This window comes from Pseudomonas sp. PH1b (assembly GCF_000633395.1).
Lineage (GTDB): Bacteria > Pseudomonadota > Gammaproteobacteria > Pseudomonadales > Pseudomonadaceae > Aquipseudomonas.
The window spans coordinates 68,294-83,398 of record NZ_AYMU01000013.1 but is presented as its reverse complement, the minus strand read 5'-3'; the positions used below and the strand labels follow the sequence as shown (position 1 = coordinate 83,398).

Annotated in this window: 12 protein-coding genes; 9 read left to right on the top strand and 3 right to left on the bottom strand. The window is 63.3% G+C overall.

All coding sequences use genetic code 11. The annotated features are described in order from the left end of the window. Nucleotides 1-32: 32 nt before the first annotated feature. The 3 genes from U873_RS0122040 to rpmE form a co-directional block, all read right to left on the bottom strand. On the bottom strand, nt 33-1,301 hold the full coding sequence (locus tag U873_RS0122040) for a malic enzyme-like NAD(P)-binding protein (protein ID WP_025130293.1): 1,269 nt from the start codon (nt 1,299-1,301) through the stop codon (nt 33-35). 188 nt (nt 1,302-1,489) lie between these two features. Further along, the gene (locus U873_RS0122035) at nt 1,490-2,269 is read right to left on the bottom strand and encodes a thermonuclease family protein (protein ID WP_025130292.1); all 780 of its coding nucleotides are present in this window, start codon (nt 2,267-2,269) and stop codon (nt 1,490-1,492) included. A 41-nt stretch (nt 2,270-2,310) separates the two neighbouring features. Beyond that, complete coding sequence (gene rpmE, locus U873_RS0122030) at nt 2,311-2,532, bottom strand: 50S ribosomal protein L31 (protein WP_011058815.1); 222 nt, start codon at nt 2,530-2,532, stop codon at nt 2,311-2,313. 298 nt (nt 2,533-2,830) lie between these two features. Here rpmE and U873_RS0122025 point away from each other — a divergent pair, with 298 nt between their 5' ends. The 9 genes from U873_RS0122025 to phaC (U873_RS0121985) all read left to right on the top strand — a co-directional run bounded on the left by U873_RS0122025 (nt 2,831) and on the right by phaC (U873_RS0121985) (nt 15,090). Further along, nucleotides 2,831-5,050: a primosomal protein N' gene (locus tag U873_RS0122025; RefSeq protein ID WP_025130291.1), complete on the top strand. Its 2,220-nt coding sequence runs from the start codon at nt 2,831-2,833 to the stop codon at nt 5,048-5,050. Between the two features lie 189 nt (nt 5,051-5,239). After that, entirely contained in the window at nt 5,240-6,976 is a 1,737-nt protein-coding gene (gene argS, locus U873_RS0122020; RefSeq protein WP_025130290.1) for an arginine--tRNA ligase, read from the top strand. A gap of 1 nt (nt 6,977) precedes the next feature. Next, a complete protein-coding gene (locus tag U873_RS0122015; RefSeq protein WP_025130289.1) occupies nt 6,978-7,685 on the top strand; it encodes an SPOR domain-containing protein in 708 nt (235 codons plus the stop codon). 289 nt (nt 7,686-7,974) lie between these two features. After that, a complete protein-coding gene (gene hslV, locus U873_RS0122010) occupies nt 7,975-8,505 on the top strand; it encodes an ATP-dependent protease subunit HslV (RefSeq protein WP_003186641.1) in 531 nt (176 codons plus the stop codon). A gap of 57 nt (nt 8,506-8,562) precedes the next feature. Continuing rightward, nucleotides 8,563-9,900, top strand: coding sequence for an ATP-dependent protease ATPase subunit HslU (gene hslU, locus U873_RS0122005; protein ID WP_025130288.1), 1,338 nt, complete (start codon nt 8,563-8,565; stop codon nt 9,898-9,900). Between the two features lie 92 nt (nt 9,901-9,992). After that, the gene (locus tag U873_RS0122000; protein WP_025130287.1) at nt 9,993-10,370 is read left to right on the top strand and encodes a gamma-butyrobetaine hydroxylase-like domain-containing protein; all 378 of its coding nucleotides are present in this window, start codon (nt 9,993-9,995) and stop codon (nt 10,368-10,370) included. 257 nt (nt 10,371-10,627) lie between these two features. Beyond that, a complete protein-coding gene (gene phaC / locus U873_RS0121995) occupies nt 10,628-12,307 on the top strand; it encodes a class II poly(R)-hydroxyalkanoic acid synthase (RefSeq protein WP_025130286.1) in 1,680 nt (559 codons plus the stop codon). Between the two features lie 130 nt (nt 12,308-12,437). Further along, nucleotides 12,438-13,298 carry a poly(3-hydroxyalkanoate) depolymerase gene (gene phaZ / locus U873_RS0121990; RefSeq protein WP_025130285.1) on the top strand — a complete coding sequence of 287 codons (861 nt, stop codon included), beginning with the start codon at nt 12,438-12,440 and terminating at the stop codon, nt 13,296-13,298. Between the two features lie 109 nt (nt 13,299-13,407). Further along, nucleotides 13,408-15,090, top strand: coding sequence for a class II poly(R)-hydroxyalkanoic acid synthase (gene phaC / locus U873_RS0121985; protein ID WP_025130284.1), 1,683 nt, complete (start codon nt 13,408-13,410; stop codon nt 15,088-15,090). Nucleotides 15,091-15,105 lie beyond the last annotated feature (15 nt).

The window sequence follows — 15,105 nt, the reverse complement described above, 5'->3', positions numbered from 1 at the left end:
GCTCCAAGGCCGGGTTTTTTATGGGTCTGCTATCAACCGTTGAACACGTCGTTCACGCTTTTCAGCGGGTAGTTCTTCGGATACGGCAGGGTAGCAACACCGGTCTCGATAGCGGCCTTGGCCACGGCATCGGAGATCACGGTGATCAGACGGGCATCCATCGGCTTCGGAATGATGTACTCACGACCGAACTCCAGCTTGATGCCGCCGTAGGCGTCGCACACTTCCTGTGGCACTGGCAGCTTGGCCAGTTCACGCAGGGCGTTGGCCGCAGCGATCTTCATTTCTTCGTTGATGCGCTTGGCGCGAACGTCCAGGGCACCACGGAAGATGAACGGGAAGCCCAGTACGTTGTTGACCTGGTTCGGGTAGTCCGAACGGCCGGTGGCCATGATCACATCGTCACGGGTGGCGTGAGCCAGCTCTGGAGCGATTTCCGGATCCGGGTTCGAGCAGGCGAACACGATCGGGTTGGGTGCCATGGACTTCAGGCCTTCAGCGCTCAGCAGGTTCGGGCCGGACAGGCCAACGAACACGTCGGCGCCTTGCAGGGCGTCGGCCAGGGTGCGCTTGTCGGTGGTGTGGGCGAACACGGCCTTGTACTGGTTCAGGTCGTCACGGCCAGCGTGGATCACGCCAGTACGGTCCACCATGAAGATGTTCTCGATCTGCGCGCCCATGCTCACCAGCAGCTTCATGCAGGAGATGGCGGCGGCGCCGGCACCCAGGCAGACGATCTTGGCATCGGACAGGGTTTTGCCAGCGATTTCCAGGGCATTGATCATGCCGGCAGCGGTCACGATCGCGGTGCCGTGCTGGTCATCGTGGAAAACCGGGATGTCGCACTGCTCGATCAGAGCGCGCTCGATCTCAAAGCACTCAGGGGCCTTGATGTCTTCCAGGTTGATGCCACCGAAGGTGATGGAGATGCGCTTGACGGTGTCGATGAAGGCCTGTGGGCTTTCGGAGTCGACTTCGATGTCGAAGACGTCAATGCCGGCGAAACGCTTGAACAGTACGCCCTTGCCTTCCATCACTGGCTTGGAGGCCAATGGGCCGAGGTTGCCCAGGCCGAGAATTGCGGTGCCATCGGAAATGACGGCAACCAGGTTGCCTTTGCCGGTGTACTTGTAGGCCAGTTCCGGATCGCGAGCGATTTCGCGTACCGGTTCGGCTACGCCGGGGCTGTAGGCCAGCGCCAGATCACGAGCGGTAGCAGTGGCCTTGGTGAGCTCGACACTCAGCTTTCCTGGACGAGGATTGGCATGATATTCGAGAGCGGCAGTTTTCAAATCAGACATGTGGGCATTCCGCTTTTTGCTGTTGGACAGACGGACCGCCGAGGATACGCGTGTCGCATAGTCCCCACAAGACTGGCCAGTCACCCCTGTCAAGGCCCCTAGCGTACGACTTTGGGCCAAGAGCCGCGGGGTACAAGGCTTTCAACTGTTCACAATCCATTTAAAAAATGTCTACAATTTTTTCTTTATCAGAGAAGTCTGAGCATTGAGCCGTCACTCAGAGACATTATCCAGCGTGAATACCCCCCCGATGATTGCCCTCGAGGCAAGCGCTCCACCACCCAGCCCCGTGCCTCGATCTGCCGCCCAACCAGGCGTCTGGGCAACCCGCGCGCGAACCTGCTCTGCACATTGGGTGCAATACGCAATACAACCGAACCCTGCAATGTGATCCAAAGCCCGCCACGATTGCGCTGCACCTTGCTCACACGCCCCTTGAGCAGGGCAAAACCCGAGCGGCGGATCTGCTCCGCTTTCAGTACAGGCGAATGCCGCCAAAGCCCCAGCCTGGCTCGCCGCGCATGGTTTTCAGCAGCCTGCTGGCAAGCCACCAGAGCGACGTTCGGTACCACCGCGATCTGGTAGGCGAGCCCTTCGGCAATCAACTGCGCTTCGAGGTTACGGCCATTGGCGCCGTACAGGTGAGCCAGGGTGCGGCCATAGCGATCGCGTCGCTCGCGCCCTGGCAACAGGCCGAGCCGGCCACCACTCTGCGCCACCAACTGCTCCAGGCGTTGCCGCGCCGCGACGGCAAAGGGTTCCGCGGGCCGCCCCCTGCCGGCCAGTTCCGGCGCGTTGAGACCGATCATGCGCACGCTGCGACCGTCCTTGAGGCGCAGGGTGTCGCCATCAACCACCCGCTGCACAATGACCGGGGCCAGCCCCTTGGGCGCCGGGCAAAATGCCTGGGCGGCTGTCAGCCAAATCGCAGACACAAAAAAGGCGCCCGCTAGGGACGCCTTTTTCATCAGCGAGGAAAGTCGGTATCGGCTTTCCAGAACGATCAGCCTCAGGCCTTTTTCGTTGCGCCGAAAGCACCGAAGCGCGATTTGAACTTGTCGACACGACCGCCAACGTCCAGAGTCTTTTGCTTACCGGTGTAGAACGGGTGGCACTCGTTGCACACGTCCAGGCTCAGAGGCTTGGCCAGGGTGGAGCGAGTTTCGATGACGTTACCGCAGCTGCAGGTAGCGGTAATGGCTTCGTATACTGGATGGATATCGGCTTTCATGGTGTATTCCTCAGGCTAGCGTGCCGCCACCCAACACTATTGTTGAATACCGCACGAATTAGGGCGCGAATTCTACCAGACCGCGTCAATCGCGCAAGAGATCCTGATGACACTCCATCAGAAAAACCGCTGGCCACCTTGACAGCCCCCTCTTTGCCCCTGGGCGCCACGCAACTGCCGACCTGAACAGCATCAGCCCCCGGCCAGCGGGGACCTCGCGCGCTTGTGCAGGACACTCCACCGCTCGTCTGTTAGGCTCCGAGGCCTATTTACCGTTCGCCCAAAGAGACTGTCCCGCGTGCCCGACGCCATTCTGCGCCTCGCCCTGCCCTCGCCCCTGCGCCGCCTGTTCGACTACCGTGCCCCGGCCGGTGTACTGCGTGCCCAGTTGCACCCGGGCATGCGCCTGCGGGTGCCGTTCGGCCGCCGGGAAATGATCGGCATCCTGGTGGAAGTGGCGGATCACAGCGAAGTCCCGGCCGAGAAGCTCAAGCCGGCACTGGCCCTGCTCGACCCCACGCCGCCCTTGCCGCCAGCCCTGTTCAAGCTCTGCCTGTGGACCGCCCAGTACTACCAGCACAGCCTGGGCGACACCCTGAGCTGGGCCTTGCCGGTACTGCTGCGCCAGGGCGAACTGGCCGAGGCCCGCCAGGAGCGCTTCTGGTCCATCGTTCCCGGTGCCCGCCACGACGATCCGCGCATCGCCCGCGCCCCGCGTCAGCGCGAGGCCCTGGCGACCCTGGCCCAGCATCCCCACGGCGTGCCCCATACGCTGCTGAGCAAGCTGATGCTGAGCAAGGACAGCCTGGACCTGCTGCTGGCCAAGGACCTGGTCCAGGTGGAAGTACGCAAGCATGCCCCCGGGGCGCGCCACGAACACTGGCTGGCCCAGCCGGAACTGCCACTGAACAGCGAACAGCGCGCCGCCTACGAGGCCATCCGTTCCGGCTTCGACAGCTACCACGCGTTTCTCCTGGCCGGGGTCACCGGCAGCGGCAAGACCGAGGTCTACCTGCAACTGATCCGCGAAACCCTCGAAGCCGGCAAGCAGGCCCTGGTGCTGATCCCCGAGATCAACCTCGGCCCCCAGACCCTGGCGCGCTTCGAACAGCGCTTCAACGCGCGCATCGCCCTGCTGCACTCGGCGGTCAACGATCGCGAGCGCCTGGACGCCTGGCTGGCCGCCCGGGACGGCGAGGCCGACATCATCATCGGCACCCGCTCGGCCCTGTTCACGCCGATGAAGAACCCCGGACTGATCATCATCGACGAGGAGCACGACGGCTCCTATAAACAGCAGGAAGGCCTGCGTTACCACGCCCGCGACCTGGCCCTGGTACGCGCCCGCCAGGAAAACATTCCGATCGTCCTTGGCTCGGCCACGCCATCCCTGGAAAGCCTGCATAACGCCTACATCGGTCGCTATGGCCTGCTGCGCCTGAATGAACGGGCCGGGGGCGCCAAGCAACCGCGCTTCCTGCGCCTGGATGTGAAGAGCCGCCCCCTCGACAGCGGCATTTCCGGCCCCATGCAACAAGCCATTGGCCAAACCCTGGCCGCCGGCCAGCAGGTGCTGGTGTTCCTCAACCGGCGCGGCTTTGCCCCGACCCTGCTGTGCCACGACTGCGGCTGGATGTCCGAGTGCCAGCGCTGTGACGCACGCATGACTGTGCACCAGCGCTCCGGCGAGCTGCGCTGCCACCACTGCGGCCATGTCGAGCGGGTGCCCCGGCACTGCCCGCAATGCGGCAAGGTCGACCTGCGGCCGGTGGGGGCCGGCACCGAGCGGGCCGAGGAGCGACTGGGAATCCTGTTCCCCGATTACCCGGTACTGCGAGTGGATCGCGACAGCACCTCGCGCAAAGACGCGATGAACCAGCTGTTCGCCACGATCCAGAAAGGCAACCCGTGCATCCTGGTGGGCACCCAGATGCTCGCCAAGGGGCACCACTTCCCCCGGGTCACTCTGGTGTCGATCCTCGATGCCGACGGCGGCCTGTTCTCCGGGGACTTCCGCGCCAGCGAGCGCATGGCCCAGTTGATTGTCCAGGTGGCCGGCCGCGCCGGCCGCGCCGAAGAACCGGGCAAGGTGATCATCCAGACCCACCTGGCCGACCATCCGCTGCTGGTGCAACTCACCGAGCAGGGCTATTTCGCCTTTGCCGAGCAGGCCCTGAGCGAACGCCGGGCCGCCGGCCTGCCGCCTTTCGCCCACCTGGCCCTGCTCCGAGCAGAGGCCCACAAACCGGGACAGGCCGAAGGATTTCTCGATGAAGCCTGTAGCGAAGCCGAGCGCTTGCTCACGGAGCAGAACCTGGGGGGCATCGAATTGCTGGGGCCAGTGCCGGCCCCCATGGAGCGCCGGGCCGGACGCTATCGCGCGCAATTGCTGCTGCAGGCCAATGCCCGGGCGCCCCTGCACCGCCTGCTGAGCAGTTGGCTGCTGGTGCTGGAGCAGATGCCCAGCGGGCGACAAGTCCGCTGGTCGCTGGATGTGGATCCGGTGGATTTGTACTAGATAAGTGGCAAGCTTCAAGCTTTAAGCTGCAAGGCACGGCGGCGGGCGTGCAGAGTGCTCTATCTTGATAGCCTGCCGCTTGCCGCTCGCCCGCCAATGGTTGGCAAGCCCGTTCCGGCAACGGATAATACCCAGTTTTTCCACCTGCGCACTGAAGCGCCGCCGCGCCAGCGGTCGAAAGAGAAGCCCATGAAAGACACCATTCGCCAGCTCATCCAGCAAGCCATCACCCAACTCGTCACCGAAGGTGTGTTGCCAGAAGGCCTGACGCCGGCGATCCAGGTTGAAAACACCCGCGACAAGACCCACGGCGACTTCGCCAGCAACATCGCCATGATGCTGGCCAAGCCGGCCGGCATGAAACCCCGCGACCTGGCGGAGAAGATCATTGCCGCGCTGCCGGCCGACGAGAACCTGAGCAAGGCGGAAATCGCCGGCCCGGGCTTCATCAACTTCTTCCAGAACACCCAGGCCCTGGCTGCACGCCTGGACGCCGCCCTCGGTGACGAGCACCTGGGCGTGCGCAAGGCCGGCCCGGTACAACGCACCGTGATCGACATGTCGGCGCCGAACCTGGCCAAGGAAATGCACGTCGGCCACTTGCGTTCGACCATCATCGGCGACGGCGTGGCCCGGGTCCTGGAGTTCCTCGGCGACACCGTGATCCGCCAGAACCACGTGGGCGACTGGGGCACCCAGTTCGGCATGCTGATGGCCTACCTGGAAGAAAACCCCATCACCAGCGACGAGCTGTCGGACCTGGAAAACTTCTACCGCGCCGCCAAGCAGCGCTTCGACGAGTCCGAAACCTTCGCCGACCGCGCCCGCGGCCTGGTGGTCAAGCTGCAGGCCGGCGACCCGGAGTGCCTGGAACTGTGGACCAAGTTCAAGGACATCTCCCTGTCCCACTGCCAGAAGATCTACGAGCTGCTCAACGTCAAGCTGACCATGGCCGACGTGATGGGCGAGAGTGCCTACAACGACGACCTGATCAATGTGGTCAACGACCTCAAGGCCCAGGGCATGCTGGTGGAAAGCAACGGCGCCCAATGCGTGTTCCTCGACGAGTTCAAGAACGCCGAAGGCGAGCCGCTGCCGGTGATCATCGTCAAGGCCGACGGCGGCTACCTGTACGCCACCACTGACCTCGCTGCCGTGCGCTACCGCAGCGGCACGCTCAAGGCCGATCGCGCCCTGTACTTCGTCGACCAGCGCCAGGCCCTGCACTTCCAGCAGGTGTTCGCCGTGGCCCGCAAGGCCGGCTTCGTGACCCATCCGATGGAAATGGAGCACATGGGCTTCGGCACCATGAACGGCGCCGACGGCCGCCCGTTCAAGACCCGCGATGGCGGCACCGTGAAGCTGATCGACCTGTTGACCGAGGCCGAAGAACGCGCCTACGTCCTGGTGAAGGAAAAGAACCCGCAACTGCCGGAAGCCGACCTGCGCCGCATTGCCAAGGTGGTGGGCATTGATTCGGTGAAATATGCCGACCTGTCCAAGCACCGCACCAGCGACTACAGCTTCAACTTCGACCTGATGCTCAACTTCGAAGGCAACACCGCGCCTTACCTGCTGTACGCCTACACCCGCGCCGCCGGGGTGTTCCGCAAGCTGGGCAAGGACTTCAGCGAAGTGCAGGGCCAGATCACCCTCGACGCCGCCCATGAGCTGGAACTGGCGGCCAAGCTGGCGCAGTTTGGCGAGATCCTCAACGGCGTCGCCGAGAAAGGCACGCCGCACACCCTCTGCACCTACCTGTACGACGTCGCCGGGCTGTTCTCCAGCTTCTACGAGAACTGCCCGATCCTCGCGGCCCAGACGCCGGCGCAGATGCACAGCCGCCTGCGCCTCACCGAGCTGACTCGCCGTACCCTCAAGCAAGGTCTGGAATTGCTGGGCCTTGAAGTCCTGGAGCAAATGTAAGTTGGCTGCCAAGAAAAAACCTGCACCCAAGCGTGGCGCCAGCCGTTACCAGGCCCCGGCCAAACAGCCGATTCCGGGCTGGCTGTGGCTGGCCATCGGCCTGACCATTGGCGCCTTCATCGTATTCCTGATGAAGCTCGAACCTGGCAAGGGCGGCGACAGCGTCAAGCGCGAAAAGATCGAGCAGCAAAAAGCCAGCAAGATCGCCGAGGCCAACAAGACCCCGCCAAGCCCGCAGCAACCGGTGAAGCCCAAATACGACTTCTATACCCTGCTGCCGGAATCGGAAGTCATAGTGCCGCCCGAAGCGGTGCCGGAAAAAACCCTGCCGACGCCCCAGGTGCCGACGGTGCCAACCACCCCGGTGACTCCAGCGGAAGCGGCGAAGATCGACACCGCCCGGGCCCAGGCGGCCCTGGCCGGGATCACGCCGCCGCCAGCGCCCCCTGTGGCCAAGGCGGCTCCGGTGACCAAGTTCTTCCTCCAGGCCGGCTCGTTTCGCAAGGAAGCCGATGCCGACAAAGTCCGCGCGCAGATCATCCTGCTCGGGCAGTCGGTTGCGGTCGAATCCGGCACGGTAAAAGAGGAAACCTGGTACCGGGTATTGGTTGGTCCGTTCAGCAACCGTGAACAACTGACCGTGGCCCAGAAACAACTGGCGGGTGCCGGTTTCAGCAACCTGTTGTTACAACAGCGCCAAAGCCGCTGATCCCCCGTCAAGGGGGAGCCTGCTGCCGTCAGGTCAAAGGACGTGCCGGCGCACTGCAACCCGAAGCCGAGCGCCGGCACGCAGCAGCCACCCCGCTTCGACAGCGGGGTCGGCCCCTGACGCTCGCCGCAGCATAGCCAGCCTTGCGGCCACAGCCTCTGGCCGGGCTCGCGCACCCAGTACTGCACGCCACTCGTCTCTCTGCCGGCCTTGCAGTTGAAAAACCTCTCGCCACCCCCATATGAGTTTCCATCAGGGCACTTTCGCCCCGCTGCGTGGAGACACCCCCTTGACCACCATCGTTTCAGTCCGCCGCCACGGCAAAGTCGTCATGGGCGGCGACGGCCAGGTTTCTCTCGGCAACACCGTGATGAAAGGCAACGCGAAAAAAGTCCGTCGCCTGTACCACGGCCAGGTCATCGCCGGCTTTGCCGGTGCCACCGCTGACGCCTTCACCCTGTTCGAACGCTTCGAAGGCCAACTGGAGAAGCACCAGGGCCATCTGGTCCGGGCCGCCGTCGAACTGGCCAAGGAATGGCGCACCGACCGTTCCCTGAGCCGCCTGGAAGCCATGCTGGCCGTGGCCAACAAGGACGCCTCCCTGATCATCACCGGCAACGGCGACGTGGTTGAACCCGAAGACGGCCTAATCGCCATGGGCTCCGGTGGCGCCTACGCCCAGGCCGCTGCCAGCGCCCTGCTGAAAAAGACCGACCTGTCGGCCCGCGAGATCGTCGAGACCGCTCTTGGCATCGCCGGCGACATCTGTGTATTCACCAACCACACTCAAACCATCGAGGAGCAGGATCTCGCGGAATAAGCCTGTTTCGGCCTTAGCGCCACGGCTTTCATTCTTGCTTGAGGACCGCCAATTACTATGTCCATGACACCCCGCGAAATCGTCCACGAACTCAACCGCCATATCATCGGCCAGGACGATGCCAAGCGCGCCGTCGCCATCGCCCTGCGCAACCGCTGGCGTCGCATGCAGCTGCCGGCCGAGCTGCGCGTTGAAGTGACCCCCAAGAACATCCTGATGATTGGTCCGACCGGTGTCGGCAAGACCGAGATCGCAAGGCGCCTGGCCAAGCTGGCCAACGCCCCGTTCATCAAGGTCGAAGCCACCAAGTTCACCGAGGTCGGCTATGTCGGCCGCGACGTCGAGTCGATCATCCGTGACCTGGCCGATGCGGCGATCAAGATGTTCCGCGAACAGGAAATGGTCCGGGTGCGCCACCGTGCCGAGGATGCCGCCGAAGAGCGCATCCTCGATGCCCTGCTGCCACCGGCACGCATGGGTTTCAGCAGCGACGAAGCACCGGCCCAGGACTCCAACACCCGCCAGCTGTTCCGCAAACGCCTGCGCGAGGGCCAGCTGGACGACAAGGAAATCGAGATCGAAGTGGCGGAAGTCGCCGGTGTCGATATCTCCGCGCCACCGGGCATGGAAGAGATGACCAACCAGCTGCAGAGCCTGTTCGCCAACATGGGCAAGGGCAAGCGCAAGAGCCGCAAGCTCAAGGTCAAGGAAGCGCTGAAACTGGTGCGCGATGAAGAAGCCAGCCGCCTGGTCAACGACGAAGAGTTGAAAGCCAAGGCCCTGGAAGCCGTCGAGCAGCACGGCATCGTGTTCATCGACGAAATCGACAAGGTGGCCAAGCGCGGCAATGCCGGCGGCGTCGACGTGTCCCGCGAAGGCGTGCAGCGCGACCTGCTGCCACTGATCGAGGGCTGCACCGTCAACACCAAGCTGGGCATGGTCAAGACCGACCACATCCTGTTCATCGCTTCCGGTGCCTTCCACCTGAGCAAGCCCAGCGACCTGGTCCCCGAGCTGCAAGGTCGCCTGCCGATCCGCGTCGAGCTCAAGGCCCTGTCGCCGGAAGATTTCGAGCGCATCCTCAGCGAGCCCCATGCATCGCTGACCGAGCAGTACCGCGAGCTGCTGAAGACCGAAGGCCTGGCCATCGAGTTCCAGGCAGACGGTATCAAGCGCCTGGCGGAAATCGCCTGGCAGGTCAACGAAAAGACCGAGAACATCGGTGCCCGTCGCCTGCACACCCTGCTCGAGCGCCTGCTCGAAGAGGTGTCGTTCAGCGCCGGCGACCTGGCCAGCGCCCACAACGAAGAGCCGATCCGTATCGACGCGGCCTACGTCAACAGCCACCTGGGTGAACTGGCGCAGAACGAAGACCTTTCCCGTTATATCCTGTAAGCCTTCGCCACCCATGTAGGAGCTGGCTTGCCAGCGATAGGGCCACCCCCCGATCGCCGGCAAGCCGGCTCCTACCGGAAGGACTACAACTGATGAGCAAACTCCCCACCGGTATCAATCTGCACAAAGCCTCCAAGACCCTGAGCCTGACCTACGGGCCGGACGAGGTCTATCACCTGCCTGCGGAATTCCTGCGGGTGCACTCCCCCTCCGCCGAGGTCCAGGGCCACGGCAAACCCATCCTGCAATTCGGCAAGCTCGGCGTCGGCCTGAGCAAGATCGAACCGGCCGGCCAGTACGCACTGAAATTGACCTTCGACGACGGCCATGACAGCGGACTGTTCACCTGGGACTACCTGTATCAGTTGGCACTGCGCCAGGAAGACCTGTGGAACGACTATCTGGCCGAGCTGAAGGCCGCCGGAAAAACCCGCGATCCCCATCAGTCCGTCATCAAGCTGATGCTCTAGCTCAAGCCTCCAGTTGTTTAGAGGGCATTTTCTAATTCCATCTGTTTGAATGCGTGGCGGTATGGCCAATGAATGGCCTGCTTGCGAAAAAAATTAAACTCGGGTAACCAATGGATCTGGCAAGTTCCCTGCAGAGCTTTGCCAACCAAAAAGCAGCGGTGCGCAATCAACGGTTACCCGAGCAGTAGTACCTGGCGTCGTGCTGTGTGACTGCACAGCAGGTCCGGTACTCGTCTCAGGACAATGGAGCGTCGTAGATGAGTAACAAGAATAACGATGACCTGAAACGCCAAGCCTCGGAAAACACCCTGGGGCTCAATCCAGTCATCGGCTTGCGTAGAAAGGACCTGCTTACCTCTGCTCGTATGGTGCTTGCCCAGGCCATCAAACAACCCATCCACAGCGTCAAGCATGTCGCGCACTTCGGCCTTGAACTGAAGAACGTGATGTTCGGCAAATCGACCCTGCAGCCGGAGGGCGACGACCGTCGCTTCAGTGATCCGGCCTGGAGCCAGAACCCGCTGTACAAACGCTACCTGCAGACCTACCTGGCGTGGCGCAAGGAGCTCCACGACTGGATCGGCGACAGCAGCCTGTCGGAACAGGACATCAGCCGCGGGCACTTCGTGATCAACCTGATGACCGAAGCCATGGCCCCGACCAACAGCGCGGCCAACCCTGCCGCGGTCAAGCGCTTCTTCGAAACCGGCGGCAAGAGCCTGCTGGACGGCCTGTCCCACCTGGCCAAGGACCTGGTGCACAACGGCGGCATGCCCAGCCAGGTCAACATGGACGCCTTCGAAGTGGGCAAGAACCTCGGCACCAGTGAAGGCGCGGTGGTGTTTCGCAACGACGTGCTGGAGCTGATCCAGTACCGGCCGATCACCGAGCAGGTGCACGAGCGCCCGCTGCTGGTGGTGCCGCCACAGATCAATAAGTTCTATGTCTTCGACCTCAGCCCGGACAAGAGCCTGGCGCGCTTCTGCCTGCGCAACAACGTGCAGACCTTCATCGTCAGCTGGCGCAACCCTACCAAGGCGCAACGGGAATGGGGCCTGTCCACTTACATCGAGGCCCTGAAAGAGGCCGTCGACGTGGTCACCGCGATCACCGGCAGCAAGGACGTGAACATGCTCGGCGCCTGCTCCGGGGGCATCACCTGCACCGCGCTGCTGGGCCACTACGCCGCGTTGGGAGAACAGAAAGTCAATGCCCTGACCCTGCTGGTCAGCGTGCTCGACACCACCCTGGATACCCAAGTGGCGCTGTTCGTCGACGAACAGACCCTGGAGGCGGCCAAGCGCCACTCCTACCAGGCCGGGGTTCTGGAGGGACGCGACATGGCCAAGGTGTTCGCCTGGATGCGCCCCAACGACCTGATCTGGAACTACTGGGTCAACAACTACCTGCTGGGCAACGAACCGCCGGTGTTCGACATCCTGTTCTGGAACAACGACACCACCCGCCTGCCCGCGGCGTTCCACGGCGACCTGATCGAGATGTTCAAGAACAACCCGCTGACCCGGGCCGATGCACTGGAAGTGTGCGGCACGCCAATCGACCTGAAGCAGGTGACCGCCGACATTTTTTCCCTGGCCGGCACCAACGACCACATCACCCCGTGGAAGTCCTGCTACAAGTCGGCGCAACTCTTTGGTGGCAATGTGGAGTTCGTGCTCTCCAGCAGCGGCCATATCCAGAGCATCCTCAACCCGCCGGGCAACCCCAAGGCGCGCTACATGACCAGCACCGAGATTCCCGCCTGCCCTGACCAGTGGCAGGAAAACTCGGTGAAGCACACCGACTCCTGGTGGCTGCACTGGCAAGCCTGGCAGGCGGAGCGCTCGGGCGAACTGAAGCCGGCACCGAGCGTGCTGGGCAACAAGAAGTACGCGGCCGCCGAGGCGGCACCGGGAACCTACGTCCACGAACGTTGAGACCCGATTTTGCATGATGCGGCACCAGGAGGTGCCGCCACGCCCTATTCTTGGTACGAGGCCAGGCCTCAGGAAATCCGGATGTCGCCCGGGACGGCGCCTCCAATGGTTCAATTCACAGGGCTACGGCATGCCACATTCCTTTATCTTCCGCACCGTCGACCTGGATGGCCAGACCATCCGTACCGCGGTACGTCCCGGCAAGCCTCACTTGACGCCCTTGCTGATCTTCAACGGTATCGGCGCCAACCTGGAGCTGGTGTTCCCCTTCGTCCAGGCCCTGGACCCGGATCTGGAGGTCATTGCCTTCGATGTGCCGGGTGTTGGCGGATCCTCGACCCCAAGCCATCCCTACCGGTTCCCTGGCCTGGCCAAGCTGACCGCGCGGATGCTCGACTACCTGGACTACGGCCAGGTCAATGCCGTCGGTGTGTCCTGGGGTGGAGCGCTGGCCCAGCAGTTCGCCTACGACTACCCGGAGCGTTGCAAGAAGCTGGTGCTGGCCGCCACCGCAGCCGGGGCCTTCATGGTCCCGGGCAAACCCAAGGTGCTGTGGATGATGGCCAGCCCGCGGCGTTATGTGCAGCCCTCCCATGTCATGCGCATCGCGCCGCTGATCTACGGCGGTTCCTTCCGTCGCGACCCGAGCCTGGCCGCCGAGCACGCGGCCAAAGTGCGCTCGGCCGGCAAGCTGGGCTACTACTGGCAACTGTTCGCCGGCCTGGGCTGGACCAGCATCCACTGGTTGCACAAGATCCATCAGCCAACCCTGGTACTGGCCGGGGATGACGACCCGCTGATCCCGCTGATCAACATGCGCATGCTGGCCTGGCGAATTCCCAATGCCCAGTTGCACATCATCGACGACGGCCACCTGTTCCTGATCACCCGGGCCGAAGCCGTCGCCCCCATCATCATGAAGTTTCTCCAGGAGGAGCGGCAGAGGGCAGTCATGCACCCGCACCCCGAGCCTCTGCGTCCCACCCGATAAAAAGACATAGGTCGACAGGATCGTCGCGCGCAAGAAGGGCCGGGAGCGACTATGTTGTCTCTCTTGGATTGGTCTGCTTGTTAGTGGTTTGACGAAGGAGTGTTGACTCATGCAAGACAAACCTGCGCAGGGCGCGTTGCCCTCCCCTGCCGCGTATATCAATGCGCAGAGTGCGATCACCGGCCTGCGCGGCCGGGACCTGCTCTCCACATTGCGCAGCCTTGCCAGCCACAGCCTGCGCAACCCGTTGCACAGTGCCCGTCATACCCTGGCCCTGGGTGGCCAGCTGGGGCGCGTGCTGCTGGGCGAGACCCTGCATAAAACCAACCCCAAGGACAATCGTTTCGCCGACCCGGCCTGGAGCCTCAACCCCTTCTACAAGCGGGGCCTGCAGGCCTACCTGAGCTGGCAGAAACAGGTACGGCACTGGATCGACGACAGCGGCATGAGCGAAGACGACCGGGCTCGGGCGCACTTTGCCTTCTCCCTGCTCAACGACGCCGTGGCGCCCTCCAACACCCTGCTCAATCCCCTGGCGCTCAAGGAGATCTTCAACACCGGGGGTAACAGCGTGGTGCGCGGCATCGGCAATCTGGTCAATGACCTGTTGCACAACAACGGCCTGCCCAGCCAGGTGACCAAGCACGCCTTCGAGATCGGCAAGAACCTGGCGGTCACCCCTGGCTCGGTGGTGTTTCGCAACGAGCTGCTGGAGTTGATCCAGTACAGCCCCATGAGTGAAAAACAGTACGCCAAGCCGCTCCTGATCGTGCCGCCGCAGATCAACAAGTACTACATATTCGACCTCAGCCCCGCCAACAGCTTCGTCCAGTACGCGCTGAAGAACGGCCTGCAGGTGTTCATGGTCAGCTGGCGCAACCCCGATGTGCGCCACCGCGAATGGGGCCTGTCGACCTATGTCGAAGCCGCCGAGGAAGCCTTGAACGTTACCCGAGCCATTACCGGCAGCCGGGAAGTCAACCTGGTGGGGGCCTGTGCCGGCGGCTTGACCATTGCCGCCCTGCAAGGCCACCTGCAGGCCAAGCGGCAGATGCGTCGGGTCTCCAGTGCCACCTACCTGGTGAGCCTGCTGGACAGCCAGTTGGACAGCCCGGCCACGCTGTTCGCCGACGAAAAGACCCTGGAGGCAGCCAAGCGGCGCTCCTACCAGCAGGGCGTTCTCGACGGCCGCGACATGGCCAAGGTGTTTGCCTGGATGCGCCCCAACGACCTGATCTGGAACTACTGGGTCAACAACTACCTGCTGGGCAAGGAACCGCCGGTCTTCGACATCCTCTACTGGAACAACGACAGCACCCGCCTGCCCGCGGCCCTGCACGGTGACCTGCTGGACTTCTTCAAGCACAACCCGCTGAGCCATGTTGGAGGACTGGAGGTGTGCGGCACCCCCATCGACCTGCAGAAGGTCACGGTGGACAGTTTCAGCGTGGCCGGGATCAACGACCACATCACCCCCTGGGACGCGGTCTACCGCTCGACCCTGCTACTGGGCGGTGAGCGTCGCTTCGTGCTGTCCAACAGCGGCCATGTCCAGAGCATCCTCAACCCGCCGAGCAACCCCAAGGCCAACTACGTGGAGAACCCCAAGCTCAGCAGCGATCCTCGGGCCTGGTACTACGACGCCAAGCATGTCGACGGCAGTTGGTGGAGCCAGTGGCTGGCATGGGTCCAGGAGCGTTCGGGGGCGCAACGGGAAACCCTGGCCACTCTCGGCAACCAGAACTACCCACCGATGGAGGCGGCCCCGGGCACCTACGTGCGCGTACGCTGAAGCCCCATTTGCACC

Excerpts from the sequence above, each read along its gene's own strand:
- U873_RS0122040 (WP_025130293.1), bottom strand. The coding sequence starts at position 1,301 with ATGTCTGATTTGAAAACTGCCGCTCTCGAATATCATGCCAATCCTCGT.
- U873_RS0122035 (WP_025130292.1), bottom strand. The coding sequence starts at position 2,269 with ATGAAAAAGGCGTCCCTAGCGGGCGCCTTTTTTGTGTCTGCGATTTGG.
- rpmE (WP_011058815.1), bottom strand. The coding sequence starts at position 2,532 with ATGAAAGCCGATATCCATCCAGTATACGAAGCCATTACCGCTACCTGC.
- argS (WP_025130290.1), top strand. The coding sequence starts at position 5,240 with ATGAAAGACACCATTCGCCAGCTCATCCAGCAAGCCATCACCCAACTC.
- hslU (WP_025130288.1), top strand. The coding sequence starts at position 8,563 with ATGTCCATGACACCCCGCGAAATCGTCCACGAACTCAACCGCCATATC.
- U873_RS0122000 (WP_025130287.1), top strand. The coding sequence starts at position 9,993 with ATGAGCAAACTCCCCACCGGTATCAATCTGCACAAAGCCTCCAAGACC.
- phaC (WP_025130286.1), top strand. The coding sequence starts at position 10,628 with ATGAGTAACAAGAATAACGATGACCTGAAACGCCAAGCCTCGGAAAAC.
- phaZ (WP_025130285.1), top strand. The coding sequence starts at position 12,438 with ATGCCACATTCCTTTATCTTCCGCACCGTCGACCTGGATGGCCAGACC.
- phaC (WP_025130284.1), top strand. The coding sequence starts at position 13,408 with ATGCAAGACAAACCTGCGCAGGGCGCGTTGCCCTCCCCTGCCGCGTAT.